Annotated in this window: 15 protein-coding genes and 1 riboswitch; of the genes, 5 read left to right on the forward strand and 10 right to left on the reverse strand. The window is 56.0% G+C overall.

Features of this window, described 5'->3' with window-relative positions; all coding sequences use genetic code 11:
• Positions 1-61 precede the first annotated feature (61 nt).
• Positions 62-167, forward strand: a riboswitch (TPP riboswitch).
• A 70-nt stretch (positions 168-237) separates the two neighbouring features.
• From thiM to TH2_RS01420, 4 genes are all read left to right on the forward strand, one after another.
• Positions 238-1,047, forward strand: coding sequence for a hydroxyethylthiazole kinase (thiM, locus tag TH2_RS01405; RefSeq protein ID WP_008888600.1), 810 nt, complete (start codon positions 238-240; stop codon positions 1,045-1,047).
• Positions 1,044-1,691: a thiamine phosphate synthase gene (gene thiE / locus TH2_RS01410; RefSeq protein WP_008888601.1), complete on the forward strand. Its 648-nt coding sequence runs from the start codon at positions 1,044-1,046 to the stop codon at positions 1,689-1,691. The genes thiM and thiE overlap by 4 nt, the downstream gene beginning before the upstream one ends.
• A gap of 179 nt (positions 1,692-1,870) precedes the next feature.
• The gene (locus tag TH2_RS01415; RefSeq protein WP_008888602.1) at positions 1,871-2,176 is read left to right on the forward strand and encodes a hypothetical protein; all 306 of its coding nucleotides are present in this window, start codon (positions 1,871-1,873) and stop codon (positions 2,174-2,176) included.
• A gap of 296 nt (positions 2,177-2,472) precedes the next feature.
• A complete protein-coding gene (locus tag TH2_RS01420; protein WP_008888603.1) occupies positions 2,473-3,078 on the forward strand; it encodes a superoxide dismutase in 606 nt (201 codons plus the stop codon).
• A 133-nt stretch (positions 3,079-3,211) separates the two neighbouring features.
• On the opposite strand, the gene amaB is transcribed toward TH2_RS01420, so the two are convergent.
• The 3 genes from amaB to TH2_RS01435 all read right to left on the reverse strand — a co-directional run bounded on the left by amaB (position 3,212) and on the right by TH2_RS01435 (position 7,574).
• Positions 3,212-4,711 carry an L-piperidine-6-carboxylate dehydrogenase gene (gene amaB, locus TH2_RS01425; RefSeq protein ID WP_008888604.1) on the reverse strand — a complete coding sequence of 500 codons (1,500 nt, stop codon included), beginning with the start codon at positions 4,709-4,711 and terminating at the stop codon, positions 3,212-3,214.
• A 318-nt stretch (positions 4,712-5,029) separates the two neighbouring features.
• Entirely contained in the window at positions 5,030-6,355 is a 1,326-nt protein-coding gene (locus TH2_RS01430) for an aspartate aminotransferase family protein (RefSeq protein WP_008888605.1), read from the reverse strand.
• Positions 6,356-6,386: 31 nt separating this feature from the next.
• Positions 6,387-7,574 (reverse strand): NAD(P)/FAD-dependent oxidoreductase, encoded by a 1,188-nt coding sequence (locus TH2_RS01435; RefSeq protein WP_008888606.1) that lies wholly within the window; start codon positions 7,572-7,574, stop codon positions 6,387-6,389.
• 279 nt (positions 7,575-7,853) lie between these two features.
• Here TH2_RS01435 and gcvA point away from each other — a divergent pair, with 279 nt between their 5' ends.
• On the forward strand, positions 7,854-8,786 hold the full coding sequence (gene gcvA / locus TH2_RS01440; RefSeq protein ID WP_008888607.1) for a transcriptional regulator GcvA: 933 nt from the start codon (positions 7,854-7,856) through the stop codon (positions 8,784-8,786).
• Between the two features lie 12 nt (positions 8,787-8,798).
• Here the strand turns inward: gcvA and TH2_RS01445 are convergent, their stop codons facing one another.
• The 7 genes from TH2_RS01445 to TH2_RS01470 all read right to left on the reverse strand — a co-directional run bounded on the left by TH2_RS01445 (position 8,799) and on the right by TH2_RS01470 (position 16,496).
• Positions 8,799-9,620, reverse strand: coding sequence for a heme ABC transporter ATP-binding protein (locus TH2_RS01445; RefSeq protein ID WP_008888608.1), 822 nt, complete (start codon positions 9,618-9,620; stop codon positions 8,799-8,801).
• Positions 9,617-10,666, reverse strand: a complete 1,050-nt coding sequence (locus tag TH2_RS01450; RefSeq protein ID WP_008888609.1) for a FecCD family ABC transporter permease — start codon at positions 10,664-10,666, stop codon at positions 9,617-9,619. Before TH2_RS01450 ends, TH2_RS01445 begins: the two co-directional genes overlap by 4 nt.
• Before the next feature lie 32 nt (positions 10,667-10,698).
• Positions 10,699-11,556 (reverse strand): heme/hemin ABC transporter substrate-binding protein, encoded by an 858-nt coding sequence (locus TH2_RS01455; RefSeq protein WP_008888610.1) that lies wholly within the window; start codon positions 11,554-11,556, stop codon positions 10,699-10,701.
• A 7-nt stretch (positions 11,557-11,563) separates the two neighbouring features.
• The gene (locus TH2_RS01460) at positions 11,564-12,637 is read right to left on the reverse strand and encodes a hemin-degrading factor (RefSeq protein ID WP_008888611.1); all 1,074 of its coding nucleotides are present in this window, start codon (positions 12,635-12,637) and stop codon (positions 11,564-11,566) included.
• Between the two features lie 60 nt (positions 12,638-12,697).
• The gene (locus TH2_RS01465) at positions 12,698-14,758 is read right to left on the reverse strand and encodes a TonB-dependent hemoglobin/transferrin/lactoferrin family receptor (RefSeq protein WP_008888612.1); all 2,061 of its coding nucleotides are present in this window, start codon (positions 14,756-14,758) and stop codon (positions 12,698-12,700) included.
• A 118-nt stretch (positions 14,759-14,876) separates the two neighbouring features.
• The gene (gene hemP, locus TH2_RS21855) at positions 14,877-15,044 is read right to left on the reverse strand and encodes a hemin uptake protein HemP (protein WP_008888613.1); all 168 of its coding nucleotides are present in this window, start codon (positions 15,042-15,044) and stop codon (positions 14,877-14,879) included.
• A gap of 195 nt (positions 15,045-15,239) precedes the next feature.
• Entirely contained in the window at positions 15,240-16,496 is a 1,257-nt protein-coding gene (locus TH2_RS01470; RefSeq protein WP_008888614.1) for a CynX/NimT family MFS transporter, read from the reverse strand.
• Positions 16,497-16,515: the final 19 nt, after the last annotated feature.

A 16,515-nucleotide genomic window follows, 5' to 3' on the forward strand; every position in this document is an offset into this window, starting at 1 on the left:
TCTTTTGCCCAATCATGCCGATCGGATGAATTGACAGAAGACGGTTTAAAACCCATGTTGAGCACTCACCAAGGGGAGCCCCGACAGGGGGCTGAGAAACTGCCGCGCAGTGACCCTTTGAACCTGATCCAGTTCATACTGGCGTAGGGACGGTGCGAACGCGGATTACGGCGTTTTCCATCTTTCCGACTTCGAACTGGGTCTCCATACGCAAAGTTTCTGCATTGGAGCCTCGACATGACGACCGAAATCTCCCAGACCGCGACCGATCTTTTTGAACGCATGCGTGCGACCAATCCGTTGGTTCAGTGCATCACCAACTATGTTGCGATGAATTATGCGGCCAATGTTTTGTTGGCGGCGGGTGCATCGCCCGCGATGGTTCACACGCCTGAAGAATCCGGTGAATTTGCCGCAATTGCCGGTGCGCTGACGGTCAATATCGGCACCCTTTCGCCCAACTGGGTCGAAGGCATGATTGCCGCGGCCAAATCGGCCAATAAAGCTGGCACGCCCTGGGTACTTGATCCGGTGGCGCATTTTGCCACCGGGTATCGCCGCGATGCCGTGGCAGCGCTTTTGAAACTCAAACCCACCGTCATTCGCGGCAACGCATCGGAAATCATTGCCCTTGGCGGCGGCCAAAGTGCCGGTCAGGGTGTTGATAGCGGCGATCCGGTCGAACAGGCCGAAGAGGCCGCACTTGGCCTTGCCATCGCACAAGGTGCCATTGTTGCCGTTACGGGCGAGGTTGATTTTGTCACTGATGGCAAACGATCCGTGCGAGTTGCCGGTGGATCGGACCTGATGCCGAAAATCACCGCCACAGGTTGTTCGCTGACGGCGCTTGTTGGTGCCTATCTTGCGATTGCACCGGATCAGGCGTTTGAAGCCACCGTTGCCGCCCTTGGCAATTTTGCCGTGGCCGGTGAAATCGCCGCCAAAACGGCAAACGGCCCGGCATCCTTCATGACAGCCTTTATTGATGGACTGCATCGCCTTGATGGCGCGACTTATGCCAAGAACCTTCGGGTCAATGTTCTATGAAGTCGTTTGATCTGTCGCTTTATCTCGTACTTGATCCCGATCTCTGTCGCGACCATTCGATGGTGGAAACCACGATGGCCGCGATTGCAGGCGGTGCCACCCTTATTCAGTTGCGCGATAAAAAGGCCGGGACCGAGGGCCTCATTCGCGTTGGTCGGGAATTAATGCGCGCGATGGAAGGCACAAACGTGCCACTGATCGTGAATGACGATATTGATGCCGCCATTGCCATTGGTGCACATGGCCTGCATGTCGGTCAGGATGATCTGCCATCGCAAATTGCCCGCGACCGCCTTGGCCCGGACAAAATCATCGGCCTGTCGATTGAAAGCGAAGATGTCGCGCAAAAGGTGGACCACACGATTGTCGATTATGTCGGCATCGGCCCGATATTTGCCACCGCAACCAAGCCCGACCATAAACCGGCGATCGGCTTTGACGGGCTTGAAAAACTGGTGCGGATGGTCGGCCTGCCATCGGTTGCGATTGGCGGGCTTAAGGGTGAACACGCCCTGCCGGCTCTTGAAAGCGGTGCTGACGGCATTGCCGTTGTCTCGGCGATTTGTGGACAGCCCGATCCAAAACAGGCCACCGCATATATCGCCCAAAAACTCAAATCAGCGCGGGCTTATCTGTCGCAGTAACCTTGGGCTTTCGCGGTTCAGATCTCCAATGACCAGAGCTGTTATGGGACGCAAAACGCATGGCTGTTGCGCCCAAATAACAATGACCGGCACGGAAATGCCCCATTTGCGCCGTTAATTTTTCGGCTTCGTAGCGCAAGTTATCAGGCATCAACCAAGAACAACCGCGCGAGGAAGCCATGCTGAGATCTCTGCGTAGTAAGCCGGTTGCCATTGCCCTGATTGGGCTTATGACGATCACGACAGCCGGGCTGGCTGCAATCAAGGTCGCACCCAAACCGACCACCGACAGCGTTACCATCCATTCCGAAATGGTCCGGGGTGAAGTGACCCTGCGCCACCCCGATGGCACCATCGCCATCAGGCGTGATTGCGTCCGCTTCCCGTGCAAAATTGACATCTCGTCGCTTGAACGCGGGGACTATGACGTCACACTGACAAATGGCGACGAAAGCCAGAAGATGGTAGGACTCTACAAAGAGTAGGCATCCCGCCTGCGCCAAGACCCAAACCGTTCAAATTTTTCCGGAAAATCCGGGAACGTTTTGATGGCCTGAATGTTCATCATATATCGAACCATTCAAAGGTAATATGGCGATGCGTTGCATAAACGCTCGTCCGTGCTAGATAAAGTAGCACGGGTAACGACCCGGATGCGCCAGTCGGCCCGGCAACAAAGGTTTCCAAGATGTTGCACGGGATTTTCACTTTTATCGACGGCGCAAAAAGGGATATGTTGCGTTACCGCACAGATTAATAATGAAAGTCGAGGAACTGTATCATGGCATTTGAACTCCCAGCACTTCCGTATGCATATGACGCGCTTGCGCCGGTCATGTCCGCTGAAACCCTTGAGTTTCACCATGACAAACATCACAACGCCTATGTTGTGAACGGCAACAAGCTGCTCGAAGGTTCGGGCCTTGAAGGCAAGTCGCTTGAAGAAGTTGTTGTTGCATCTTACGGCGACGCTTCCAAAGCAGGCCTGTTCAACAACGCTGCTCAGCACTGGAACCACATTGAGTTCTGGCAGATGATGAAGGGCAATGGCGGCGGCGCCATCCCGGGTGAACTCGAAAAGAAAATCGTTGAAGATTTCGGCTCTGTCGATGCCTTCAAAGAAGCCTTCATTCAGGCTGGCGTAACCCAGTTCGGTTCTGGCTGGTGCTGGCTTGCGATGGACAAGTCCGGTAAACTGGTTGTCACCAAGACCCCGAACGCGGAAAACCCGCTTGTTCACGGTCAGACCCCGCTGCTCGGTTGTGATGTTTGGGAACACTCCTACTACATCGATTACCGCAACGCGCGTCCGGACTATGTCAAAGCCTTCCTCGACAGCCTGGTTAACTGGGAATATGTCGCAGAGCGCTTCTCCAAAGCTGGCTAATCAGCCGACGCTTTGAGACTGAATTACAAAAGCGGCTCCTTCGGGGGCCGCTTTTTTGTGCGCGCAACACAAACAATGAAAAACCCCGCCGGCGAACCGGCGGGGTTTGGATCGAAACCGATCAGACGCGTGATCAGATGTCGAATTTGATGCCCTGAGCCAGCGGCAGCTCGCGGGAATAGTTGATCGTGTTGGTTGCGCGGCGCATATAGCCTTTCCACGCATCCGAACCGGATTCACGACCGCCACCGGTTTCTTTTTCACCACCGAAGGCACCACCGATTTCAGCACCGGACGGACCGATATTGACGTTGGCGATACCGCAATCGGAACCAACCGAGGACAGGAACAGTTCGGTTTCACGCAGATCGGTCGAGAAGATGCACGATGACAGACCCTGCGGGACGTCATTCTGAAGCGCGATGGCTTCTTCAAGCGTCTCATAGGTCATGACATAGAGGATCGGTGCGAAGGTTTCGTGACGCACAGTCTCGGTCTGGCCCGGCATTTCAACCACCGACGGGGTGACATAGAACGCGTTCGGGTATTCCGATTCCAGGGTACGTTCGCCGCCATGCACGGTGCCGCCGTCTTTCTTGGCATTGGCAAGCGCAGTCTGCATATTGGTGTAGGCTTCCTCATCAATCAGCGGACCAACCAGAACACCATCGGCCAGCGGATCGCCAATTTTCACCGACTTGTAAGCCGCAATGATTTTCGGCAGCAGCTGATCCTTGACGTCCTTGTGAACAATCAAACGACGAAGCGACGTGCAACGCTGACCACAGGTGCCAACAGCCGAGAACACAACCGCACGCACGGTCATGTCCAGATCGGCCGACGGGGTGACGATCATGGCGTTGTTGCCACCAAGTTCAAGAATAGTACGGCCAAAGCGCTGCGCAACACGCGGGGCAACTTCGCGGCCCATGCGGGTCGAACCGGTGGCTGAAATCAGCGCGACGTCACGGCTGTCGGTCATGATTTCACCGATTTCACGATCACCCACAACGACCTGATGCAGGTTAGCCGGTGCATCACCGAATTTGGCAATCGCCTTTTCCAGGATCTTCTGGCAGGCAAGGGCAGTAACCGGGGTCTTTTCCGACGGTTTCCAGATCACAGCATTGCCACAAGCCAGTGCAAGCGCAGTGTTCCATGCCCAAGGCGCAACCGGGAAGTTAAAGGCGGTGATCAGGCCTACAACACCCAGCGGATGCCAGTTTTCCATCATCTTGTGGCCTGGACGTTCGGACGCGATGGTCAGACCATAAAGCTGACGCGACAGGCCGACTGCGAAGTCGCAGATGTCGATCATTTCCTGAACTTCGCCAAGACCTTCCTGATAGATCTTGCCGCATTCAAGCGATACGAGACGGCCCAGCGGTTCCTTGGCCGCGCGCAGTTCTTCACCCAGAAGACGGACCAGTTCGCCACGACGCGGACCGGGAACCTGACGCCATGCGCCAAATGCCTTTTTGGCATTGCCGATAACATCGGTCATCTCAGCCGGGGTGGTTTCGGTGACACTGGCGAATTCCGAACCGTCAACCGGGGTCTGGACACTGAGGGTGCCATCGGCAATCTCGGCTTCGGACAGACCAAGTTCGGTCAGAATGGATTTGTAGCTCACAGTAAAACTCCCTTCGTTTTAAACTTTCCGGCGCGGATCACCGGCAAATTCGATCTCTGTTCAATCCCTAGAGGGCGTCGCGTTTAATCTGCATCATTTTGCCGGGGGGCAGCCTTCTGTCCCACAAGGAAATATCCGCAGAGCGTAGCGGGGCTACGGTCAAGGATTTTGACGCAGTGGGGCGGAAGGCTGTCCCGGCCCGAAGGGTTTGATTTTGGCGATGTTTCGCGGCGTTACACCGTTTGACCGATGCGCCGCATCGCTCTGCACGCTGTGCCTTGCCAAACGGCTCGCCAAAAACAAACAAAATAATACAGATTAAACACGACTCCCTCTAGTATCCGCCACCTTGGGCAGCAGTTTGGCGATGATGGCAAAGGCCTCATCAACCTGATCAAACGGAATGGTCAAAGGTGCCAGCAGGCGCACCACATTGGCTTGCTCACCACTTGGCATTAACAATAGCCCGTTATCACGGGCCAGTTGCAACAAGCATTGCAGACGTTTAGGTGACGGTTTGCCGTCATCTGCAATCAATTCAAAGGCGCGCATCGCCCCGATGCCGCGCATGTTGCCGATCACATGCCCGCCGGGCAGATCGCACAACCATGCGATATGGGTGGCGTATTTCTCACCAAGCTGCTTGGCACGGGCCATAAGCTTGTCGGCCTCGAGCACCTCAAACACGCCGATTGCTGCCGCGCACGCCACCGGATTGCCGGAATAAGTACCACCAAGCCCGCCCGGGGCCAGCGCATTCAGGACATCCTCGGCACCGGTGATGGCTGCCAGCGGGAAGCCACCGCCAATGCCCTTGCCCATGACAAGGATATCGGGCGCAACACCGGCATGCTCAATGGCAAACATCTTACCAGTTCTGGCAAAGCCCGACTGGATTTCATCGGCAATCAAAACCATGCCGTTTTCATCACACAGGCGACGCAGGGCGACAAGAAATTCCCCATCCGCGGCACGAAAACCGCCTTCGCCCTGAACGGGTTCAATCACCACCGCCCCGACCGATGCAGGATCGGCAGAAACAGCAAACAGCTTGGCGATGGCGGCCATCGCATCATCGACAGATACACCGGTTTCGGGGCATGGATATGGCAGATGCCAAACCGGCCCCGGCAATGGACCCAGCCCGGTTTTATAGGGTTTGGTTTTGCCCGTCAGCGCAAGGGTCGCAAGCGTCCTGCCATGGAAGCCGCCTTCAAAGGCAATCACCCCGGTGCGGCCGGTAAAGGCGCGCGCAAGCTTCAGCGCGTTTTCCATCGCCTCTGCCCCGGAATTGGTCAGCATTGATTTTGCCGGACCTTCAATCGGGCAGTTTTCAGCCAGCCACTCCGTTACCGCGACATAGGGTTCATGCGGCAACGCGTTATAACAGCTGTGGGTAAAACGTGCGCACTGGTCGGCAACGCGTTCCATCACCACCGGATTGCGATGCCCGACAGTCAAAACACCGATCCCGCCAATGAAATCGAGATAGCGTTTGCCTTCGACATCCCATGCCTCGGCATTTAGCGCGCGATCCAGATAGACCGGATGCACATTGCGCACCCCGGCCGATACCGACGCGATTGCGCGGTCGCGCATCTGCGTGCTGTCCTGGGCTGGTTTGGTGTTTTCGTCACGGGGCATGTGGGGCTGCTCCGACCTTTTTGTTAATGATTTAAATGACGTTCAGTTCAAGCACCGGGGCATTGTCACGGATGCGCTCATAGCCAAACACCGACAGATCAAGGGTTTCATAGCCGTTTGTTGCAATCAGTTCGGCAATACCACGACCAACCGCCGGGCTTTGTTGCAGGCCATGGCCCGAGAACCCGTTGGCAAAGATGAAGTTTTTAACGTCCGTGTGACGGCCCAGAATCGCGTTCTGATCCAGCAGGTTATAGGAATAGTGACCCGCCCAGGCATTAACGACCTTGATCGCCTCAAACCTTTCGCAACGCTCATACAGGCCGGGCCAGATGATGTCGTCGAACAGGCTGTGATCGACATCGAAATCCCAGCATTCCGGATCGCGATCCTTGGGCGGGGCGATGCCGGTAATAAAGAACTCGCCTTCCGGACGGACATAAAGGCCGCTTGGATCAATCAACATCGGGCAGGATGCACTGATGTCTTCCGCGTCCCGGCAATTGAACACAAAGATGCAGCGTTTGCGCGGCTCGACCGGAATTTCAAGGCCGGCCATGCGGGCAACCTTTGATCCGCCGGTGCCCGCCGCATTGACAAGCTGGCCACAGCCAAAACGACGACCGTCTTTCAGGATAACACCGGTGACCTGATCACCATCCCGCATGACATCGACGACTTCGCCGTCAATGTATTCGGCACCACGGCGACGTGCCTGTTTGCGAAATGACTGCATCAGGCAATAGGCATCAAACCAACCCTCACCCGTGCGTCCCCAGCAACCAGCCGCCAGATCGGATGTATTCATCCATGGGTATTTCGCGGCCAAATCATCGGGCTCCATCCAGATGATGTCACCGCCAAACTCGGTCTGCGTTGCATGGTTTTGGCGCAGGATATCGCGGCCCTGATCGGTGGCCAGAATGAGATAGCCCTTTTCATGCAGGGCGATGTCGACTTCGGGATCAAGATCTCGGTTCAGATTACGCAGGAACTGAATGCCATAGGCCGACATTTCAATATTGATCGGGGTCGAGAATTGCTGGCGGATTGAGGCCGCCGAAAGTGCGGTCGAGCAGAACTCGTAGGTCGAGTCTTTCTCGATCACCAGAACCCGGCCCTTGAAATCATCACGGCCCGTCAGATGCCATGCGATGGAACTGCCGATAACCGCACCACCGACGATGATCACATCATAATTTTCGTCAACAGAACCCATTCTTGCCTTCTACCCGATGCAAATTGTTACTTTCCGGCCATTGATGAACCGGCATTTTGCGGTGGTGCGCTGGAAACCGTTACCCGAATGAAGGGGGAGCCATCCTTCCAAAACATTCCAAAGTAACAGTATTCCAGCGCGGTTGGCTTTCAGCCCAAACGCTTCTTGGGGTGGCGCGAGGGGGCTTTGAACCGTTTAAAACCGTACGCCTTGGCTGCAAAGCAAACAAACGATATATTCGCACCATATCATTCCATTTTGTTATGAACTGGTTTTGCCATGCGTCGCGTCCTGCCATCCCTTACTGCCCTGCAATTCTTTGAAAGTTCGGCCCGTCATCTGTCTTTCACCCGCGCGGCAGAGGAACTGAATGTCACGCAAAGCGCAATCAGCCGTCAGATCCGTGCGCTTGAGGAATATCTCGGACGGGATCTTTTTCGCCGCGTGAAGAAACGCCTGAAACTGACCGCGGCCGGTGAAGCCTATGCCGCACAGGTGCGTGACCTTCTGGATCGGGCAGAGGCCGCCACGCTTCAGGTCATGGCTTATTCCGATGCGGGCGGGATGCTTAATGTCGGGACGCTACCAACCTTTGGCGCGCGCTGGCTTGTGCCGCGCCTTGGTGATTTCAAGGCAACCTGGCCGGACATTCAGCTCAATCTCATTACCCAGACGCGCGAGTTCAATTTCGACCGCGAGGGTATTGATATCGCCATTCACTTTGGCGAAGACAACCTGCCCGGCTGTGTGACGCATCGTTTGATGGGCGAAACCCTGATTGCCGTCTGTGCGCCCAAGCTGCTTAAGGAAAATGACGATCTGCCGATTGCGCGCGAACGCGTGCGTAACTGTACGCTTTTGCAGCATTCCACCCGCCCGCGCGCCTGGCAGGACTGGCTTGCGGCCACCGGCGTTGCCGTGGTCGATGAATTGGCTGGCCCCCGGTTTGAACATTTCCACATGGTGATTCAGGCAGCTGTGGCTGGCCTTGGACTGGCACTTTTGCCGGAATTTCTGGTGCGTGAAGAACTTGAAAGCGGGCGTCTGGTCGCACCGTTTGATGTAGCGATCCCCAATCAGCACGCCTATTACGTCGTGTATCCCAAGGAAAAGGAAAACAACTTTGCGGTCCGCGCGTTTCGCGACTGGCTGATTGCAACGTGCCGAACCGAACAGGATGGTCGCACCATCCCGTCCGGCTCTGCGGCCTGACACCCCCCGATATCAGGCCGACTGACTAACCAGCACGATGCCCCCTGCCGGGTCATTGATGGCCCGGATCGGGCTTTTGAACACCGATGACAGTAAATCCGGTGTCATGACATCTGATACCGATCCCTGTTCGACGACTTCGCCCGAACTCAGGATCGCGACCTGATCGGCATAGGTCAGGACCTGATTGAAATCATGCAGGATCATCAAAACCCCGACGCCACGTTCTTTGGCCTCGCGCCTTGCAAGGGCCAGAACCGCATGTTGGTGGGATACATCCAAACCCGCTGTCGGCTCATCAAGCAACAAGAAGCGCGCGACATCGTCGCCATTGGTGACCGCGCTGCTTTGACTGGTATCCGTCATGCCCCAAAGCTGCACCAGCGCGCGTGCCAGATGCACACGCTGTTTCTCGCCGCCTGACAAGGCCGGATAGGCCCGATCTGCCAGATGGGTGATATCGGCAAGCTCAATCGCACGGCGCACCTGTTTTTGATCAAACTGGCGGGTCGATACCTTGCGGTAGGGCGCACGACCCAGTGCAACCACATCAAACACCGTGAACGGAAAGCTCATCGAGGCGGCCTGTGGCATCACCGCACGCTCCTGCGCCAGATCCAACGCAGAAATACTCGAAAGCGCCCGACCGTTCTGAAACACCGTGCCGCCACTTGGCGAAAGTTCGCCCGCCAGAACCTTTAGCAAGGTCGACTTCCCTGCCCCGTTTGGCCCCAGAATCGCCAAAACCTCGCCCGGTTCGACAGCAATCGACACATCGCGCAGCAGGTAACGCCCGCGCGCCTTGAAATCAGCCTTATGCGCCATCAGGGTCATAGACGACGCCTTTTCTTTTCAACGATCAAAAGCCCCAGGAAAAACGGCCCGCCGACAATCCCGGTAACCAGCCCGATGGGCAGTTCGGCCGGAAGGACAATAATGCGCGCCACCGTATCTGCCGCGGTCAGAATGATCGCCCCGCCCATGGCCGATGCCGGCAGCACGTAACGGTTATCAGGCCCCGTCGCCAGACGCACCAGATGCGGGGCCACCAGCCCGACAAACCCGATGATGCCGGAAACCGCCACCGCTGCGCCGACGACAAGGGCGGTAATGACCGTGGCGCGACGTTTAAGATGTTCGACCTCAACACCCAGATGGCGCGCTTCGGCCTCACCCAGCAAAAACAGATTAAGCGGCGTGCCCAGCCGGATCAGATAGGCGATCCCCAGCGCCATGACGATCAGGGCCGGCATATCGGTCGGACCATTGCCCGAAAGCGCACCCATCTGCCAGAAGGTCAGATTGCGCAGCTCGGCATCGTCGGCCATATAAGTAAAGACACCGACACCGGCAAAGGCGATGGCATTGATCGCAACACCGATCAGCAACATGATCGCTGCATCGGTGCGGCCATCCTGACGTGACAGAATGCTGATCACGACCGTGGCCAAAACCGCACCGCCAAAGGCCGCGATGGGAACGCCATAGGGTCCGAAGGCCGCGTAATAGCTACCGAGGATCAGGTGACCTGCGACAATCATGCTCACCGCACCAAAGGCGGCACTGGCTGAAACACCAATGATGCCGGGATCGGCAATCGGATTGCGAAACAGGCTTTGCATCACCGCCCCGGCAAGCCCCAACCCGCCCCCGATAATGATCGCGCGCAGAATCCTTGGCAAACGCAGGCTATCAAGAATGCGAGCGTCAAATGCGTCAATGCCAACCTCTGCCACGCCGATGCGTTGCCCAAGATGGACGAACACATCCGTGACCGAAATCTCCACCCCGCCCATGCCAAGCGACATTAGAGTGGCGGCACAGAGCCCAATCATCAAAAGCACCAGAAACAGCGACGATCGGTTGACCGGCAGCTGCATCTGCAAGGCAGCGACCCTTTGTTTCACAGCGATCACGATCCCTGATCAAAAGTGCGAAGATGGGCCGCAAGATCACGAATTTCTTCGGCTGAGGCCGGACCAAAACCAAGAATGGTCGAGGCCGAAATGGCAAGCACACGGCCATTCGCCACCGCCTTGTTCAGACCAAGGATCGGATGAGCCTGAAGCCCCTCAAGCCCGCCCAGCTGATCAAGGGTCGACTGGGTCACCAGTACATAATCGGATGCGTCCGATGCGATCACCTCGGGCGAGACGGGCTTGAAGCCATCAAAGCCCGCCATGCTGTTGGTGCCCCCAATCATGGTGATGATCTCATCTGCCGTGGTTTCCTGCCCGGCCGACAACGGCTTGCCATGGCCGACCGCCATCAGGAATACGATGCTTGGCCGATCAGCGCCATCACTGCCATTGAGTTCGGCAAGATCAGCCTCCACCCGATCAGAAAGCACCTTTGCATCATCCACCCGACCCAGGGCATCCCCCGCCAACGCAATCGCATCCGGCAGGTTTTCCATCTTTGCCAGCGACGGCAGGATCACAATCGGAATACCAAGATCTGAAAGCTCGGCAAGGACGACATCCGGCCCGGATTTCTCAACCCCGATAATCAGATCAGGCTTCAGCCCAATGATGCCTTCGGCCGCCAGATGGCGCATATAGCCAACCTTTGGCAGCGTCGGTACCGGCTCTGGTCGGGTGCTTGTGGTGTCAGTCGCAATCACGCTATCGCCAGCGCCAAGGGCAAAGACGATTTCGGTCGCAGGCGCGCCGACAGTGATGACACGCTGGGGCGTTTCATCGGCGAAGGCAGGCATACAAAGCCCGACAAAGCCGATGATCGCCAGGATAAATCCGGTGAAATGACGCATCGATTGGTTACTCCGCCACTGCTGCCATGGTCGTTTCCAGACGCGGCAGGCTTTCGGCCAGTTTCTGCCAATCGGGATTTTCCGGATCCTTGCGTTTGCGCTCCCCACAGAAGATCGCGAAATTGTTCAGATCGGCGTCATAAAGCTCGACCGTCGTCACCACACCCTCGCGGATCGGCTTGCGCACAATCCATGCTTCGAAAATCTGATCCATACGCAGATGCAGGGTAAAGGTCGGGTCCATGATGTTGATCCACTCACCCATTTCGCGAATGGTCTTGATCGGACCGGTATGGATCTGAATGGCACCGCTATTGCCAACAAATACCATGATCGAAATGCCGCTTTCCGATGCCTTTTCAAGCAGGGCTTTCAGCGCATCGGCACTCAACCGTTCGGCAAATTCCGACCCGGCCAGACGCATGCCTTGCTGACGGCCGACATTAAAGTCCTTGAGCATCCCATGATACTGATGGACGTCCGTCATGCGGCGCCAGTGCGCACGAAGGTTTTCAACATCAACTTCCTGATCAGGAAGTGTCACGGCTTTGGGTAGCGGCGGCAGCACTTCGATACCCGCCGACTGGTTGTCCGCCTTGAAATCACTGATCAGTTTGTCATAGGCGGTCTCGATGGACTGCTCAGTCAGGAAAATCTTGTGAACCGCACGTCCGTCATGATCGAAGATCTGGAAGCTGCGGCGGCGCCCGGCACGCGGGTTGTTGGTTTCAACCGCGAACGCATGTCCCCAGTGACCAAGGAACAGGCGCAAATCAACATCGTGATTAAGCACCAGGCCCATCTCGCCATTGATGCTAACCTTGCCAAAGGTGCCAATCTTTTCATGCACGACACTGGGATTGCGCGTCAGGATCTTGACCTGACCAAGTTCTTCGAGGCGGGGAATGAAATCACCCCAATCGGCATCAAGGCGCACGACATTGGTGCCAATGCCTGCTGCAACCATCTCGCCCTCGCTTAAGTCCAGCTCGGCTGCGATATCGACGGCATATCCCTTGGCCTCACCTGCGGCAAAGGCCGCCCAGGCTTCACTGGCAGTTTTGAAATTGTTCTCACTCATGGCGTTTATACCTCCTGCAAGATCAGACGAAGCAGAAGCTGCTTCGTCTGATGCTTTGGCTTAGAATTTCATGCTTGCGGAAATTTTGAAGTTGCGACCCGGCTCGTACAGCCCGTTGTCCGCAGTCTGGTAATTGCGATCCAGAAGGTTATCGATCCCAGCGTTGAGGCTCAGACCTGGCAGAGTTTCGTCCGCATCCCAACGAACAAACAGGTCGAAGGTTGCGTAACCCGGCACTTCGTCCCCCGAGGAAATATGGGTCAGACGATCGACGATATTTGCCCTGCCGCCTACTTCGACAGACTGGTCAGCAAACCGATAGCCACCGGAAAGGGCAACCTTGTCAGCCGGAATATTCGATAGGTTTGCACCAGTCCGGGTATTCTCACCGCGAATACGCGACGCAGCCAATCCAGCAAACATCAGCCCCGTGTCATATGAAATCTCGGCTTCGAAGCCTTTGATTTCAGCTTCCGGTACGTTGACGCTTCTGGTTTCCGAACTACCAAAAGTCGCACCCTGTTGTTCGATATAGTCTTCGATATCATTCTGGAAATACGCGACCTTGGCGCGAAGTGCGTCACCGGTACTGAACAGGTTGTCCGACTTGAAGTTCGTCCCGAACTCCCAGGTTTTAGCTTTTTCAGCTTCCAAATCCGGGTTTGCGACAAAGTTGTTGCCTGGGAAGTGATAGCCACTTGCGTACATTTCGGTCATTGCAGGCGCGCGGAAGGCTTCAGCGTAGCTGATGTAAGGCTGCATCCACGAAGTCAGGCGATAGCTTGCCGAGAAGCGCGGCGAAACTGCGCGGTCTTCGCGCGAACGCTGCCCGGATGCCGACAGATCATAGGAATCAAATCGCACACCTGCTGTCACATCAAGCGCGTCGGTGACAGCAAAGGCGTTGTCAACATAGACGCCATAAATGGTCATGTCTGCGTCAGGGAACAGGTTGGAAACGGCGACACCATCACGGCGCCCCTCCTGCGAGTCCTGATAGATCTCGCCACCGACCGTGACGGCAAGTTCACGACCGGAAAGATCAAAGCGCGAGGTATTGCTGCCATCAAGACCGATGGTATCGATGGTACGCTCATCGTGGCGGCCATCACTGACGCGCTTTTCATCAAGATCTGTGCGCATGCCATAGGCATTTACATTGGCATCAATCAGATCATTACCGCTGTCGTGATAGCTGTAACCAAGTACCATCGAGGTTTCTTCACTCTCGCGGTTCACGAGATAGTTGCTAGTGGAGTTCACCGCCGCGCCGCTATCAGGGGCTGCAGGTAATTGATGATCATCGCTATAACGCTGCAGGGTGAGGGTCAGTCGGCTTGCATCATTGATATCGATCCCGCCCTTAACGAGACCATTGATGTAGTCGTCATCGGTGTAAGGTTGCTTGTCGCCGTCGCCGGCTTCAAAGTTACCGGTGCTCTCACGCGTCAGACTTACAAGAAAATCTGTATTTTCGGTCGGACGGCCATAAGCCATACCATTCGTCGTCAAACCATGGTCAACAGATGCATAACCAACCTTGACCCGTGCCCCAAGATTTTCACCCGCTTCAAGCAGATCATTGGCATCCTTAGTGGTCAGTGCAATGACGCCGCCAAGCGCACCGGTACCCTGCATGGTTGAGGCTGCACCGCGATAAACCTCGACCGACTTCATCACTTCCGGGTCAAAGAAAAACCGACCTTTGTGGCCGACACTCATGTTGGCCCGCACGCCATCGACACGTACAACGACCCTGTCACCGGTCAAACCACGGATGATAGGCTCCTGCACGGTACTACGCGGGCCGCCATAGATTTCAACGCCCGGGAGTCCTCGAAGAATGTCGCTCAGATCGGATGCTTGACGACGTTCGAGTTCGTCCTCGTCAATCACCGAGATGGAAGCCGGCGCATCAATGACCTTGGTATCGCGTTTGTTGGCAGTGACAGTAACCGTATCAAGCACAACAGCTGTTTCAGCGGCCGGTGTGCTCTGGCTTTCGGTGGTCTGGATGTCGGTGGCGGGCTCCGATGCCGGTTGCTCGGCATGGGCGGCAACGCTGAGTGCAAGTGTGGAAACTGTCGCCAGAAGAAGGCGCACAGATGTGGTTCGAACCATAATGATTCCCCTGTAAGGCAGCTTTAGCTTTGTACCGATTTCGGCTGGCTGGCTGGCTTGTGCAGGGCACTGGCGCGCTGGCTGGCAAATGGTGTGGTGTGAGACGGCGGTTGAACGCCTATTTGGTCAAGATCAGTTTGTTATTTGATGTCAGGCGCAGTCTGTATTCTTCCCCCTGATGAACGATGATGATTTCACGGTCATCGCCCATCAGTTCCTGTACCTGCATCTGCTTCACTGTTTCGGACTTTCCTGCATGCCCCGGTTTTGCTGCGATGTCGGGCATCGCAAACTCCTTGCTGATGGAATGTTATTAATAATGATTTGCAGTCCTATATGTTTGCTGCGAATGCAAGTCAAGTTCATTTTGGAATATGCGTAGGTTGTGGTGATCAAGTTCACCCAGCAAGAAAGGCACCTCGGCGAATACCGGTGGTGCCTTTCTGCGTTCTGCAAGATGCTGAGATCGCGCTGCTTCTGCCTAATCCGCGCCAATCTTCTTGGCAGATCCGGCGCGCATCGATGCACAAAGCTGCACCGCGACAACGACAAAAAGGAAGTAAAGTGCGACCTGCCAGTCGCCCAGAAGATCATGCAAAGCCCCGAACAGAACCGGGCCGATGGCGGCAAACAGATACCCCACCGATTGCGCCATCCCCGACAAGCGGGCAGATGTTTGCGGATCCGCCCCGCGCATACCGACAAGGGTCAGGGCAATACTGATCATGCTGCCTTGTCCAAGCCCCATACACACTGCCCATACATAGGGCAGCTCGGTCGTGGCAAAGACAAAGCCCGGAATGGCGATGATCAACGGAATATGCAGCACCAGCATCGCCACTTTCTTGTTGGCGATTTTCGAATAGATCAGCGGCGCACCAAAGGCGGCCGGAATGCCAAATACGTTAAACAGGGTCAGAAGGGTCGCGGCTTCGGCCTCGGAAATGCCGTGGTCGATGAAAACTTTGGCGACCCAGGCGGTGCCGGTATAGAACATCAGCGACTGACAGCCAAAGAACAGCGCCAGCCACCAGGCTTCGACGTTTTTCCAAAGCGAAATACGCGTAACCGGAGCCGGTGCCGCACCGACATGGCGATAGCGCAACATCGGCAGCCAGCAGACAAAGGCAATGGCGGCAAACACCGCCCAAACGCCAAGCGACCAGCGCCAATCACCGTCCGCCGCATTTCGGATCGGGATCGAAACAAATGCCGCAATCGTCGCACCACTGGACATGGTGAAGGTGTAAAGGGCAGTCACCAATGCCACATGGGTCGGAAAACTGCGCCGTACCAAAGATGGGGTCAAAACATTCAGAACCGCAATTGCCGCCCCCAAAATGATGGTCCCGACCACCATGATGTCATAGGCCCCGCTGGCGCGAAGCCCCTGCCCGATGGCGATGAACAGCAACATGGTCAGAAGGGTCGCTTCGAGACCAAATTTTTGCCCCAGACGCGGCGCAAACATCGAAAGCACGCCAAAGCTCAGTACCGGCAGCGTTGTCAGCAAACCAAGCTGGGTGCCTGAAAGCGACAAGTCTGTGCCAATGATCTCTGCCAACGGCCCCAAACCGACAATGCTGCCCCGCATGTTCGCCGCCAAAAGCAGGATCGCCAGCAAAAATCCGATATGCGCCCCCAAATGATGGAAGCCACGCCCGGTATTCGATGCGGTATCCTTTCCAGGCGGTGTCATTTCGGAAGGATTGGCGTTTGGGGCCGTCTTGTCAGTCATCTGGATGATCCATGTTATG

The sequence above is a fragment of the Thalassospira profundimaris WP0211 genome (assembly GCF_000300275.1).
GTDB classification, from domain to species: domain Bacteria; phylum Pseudomonadota; class Alphaproteobacteria; order Rhodospirillales; family Thalassospiraceae; genus Thalassospira; species Thalassospira profundimaris.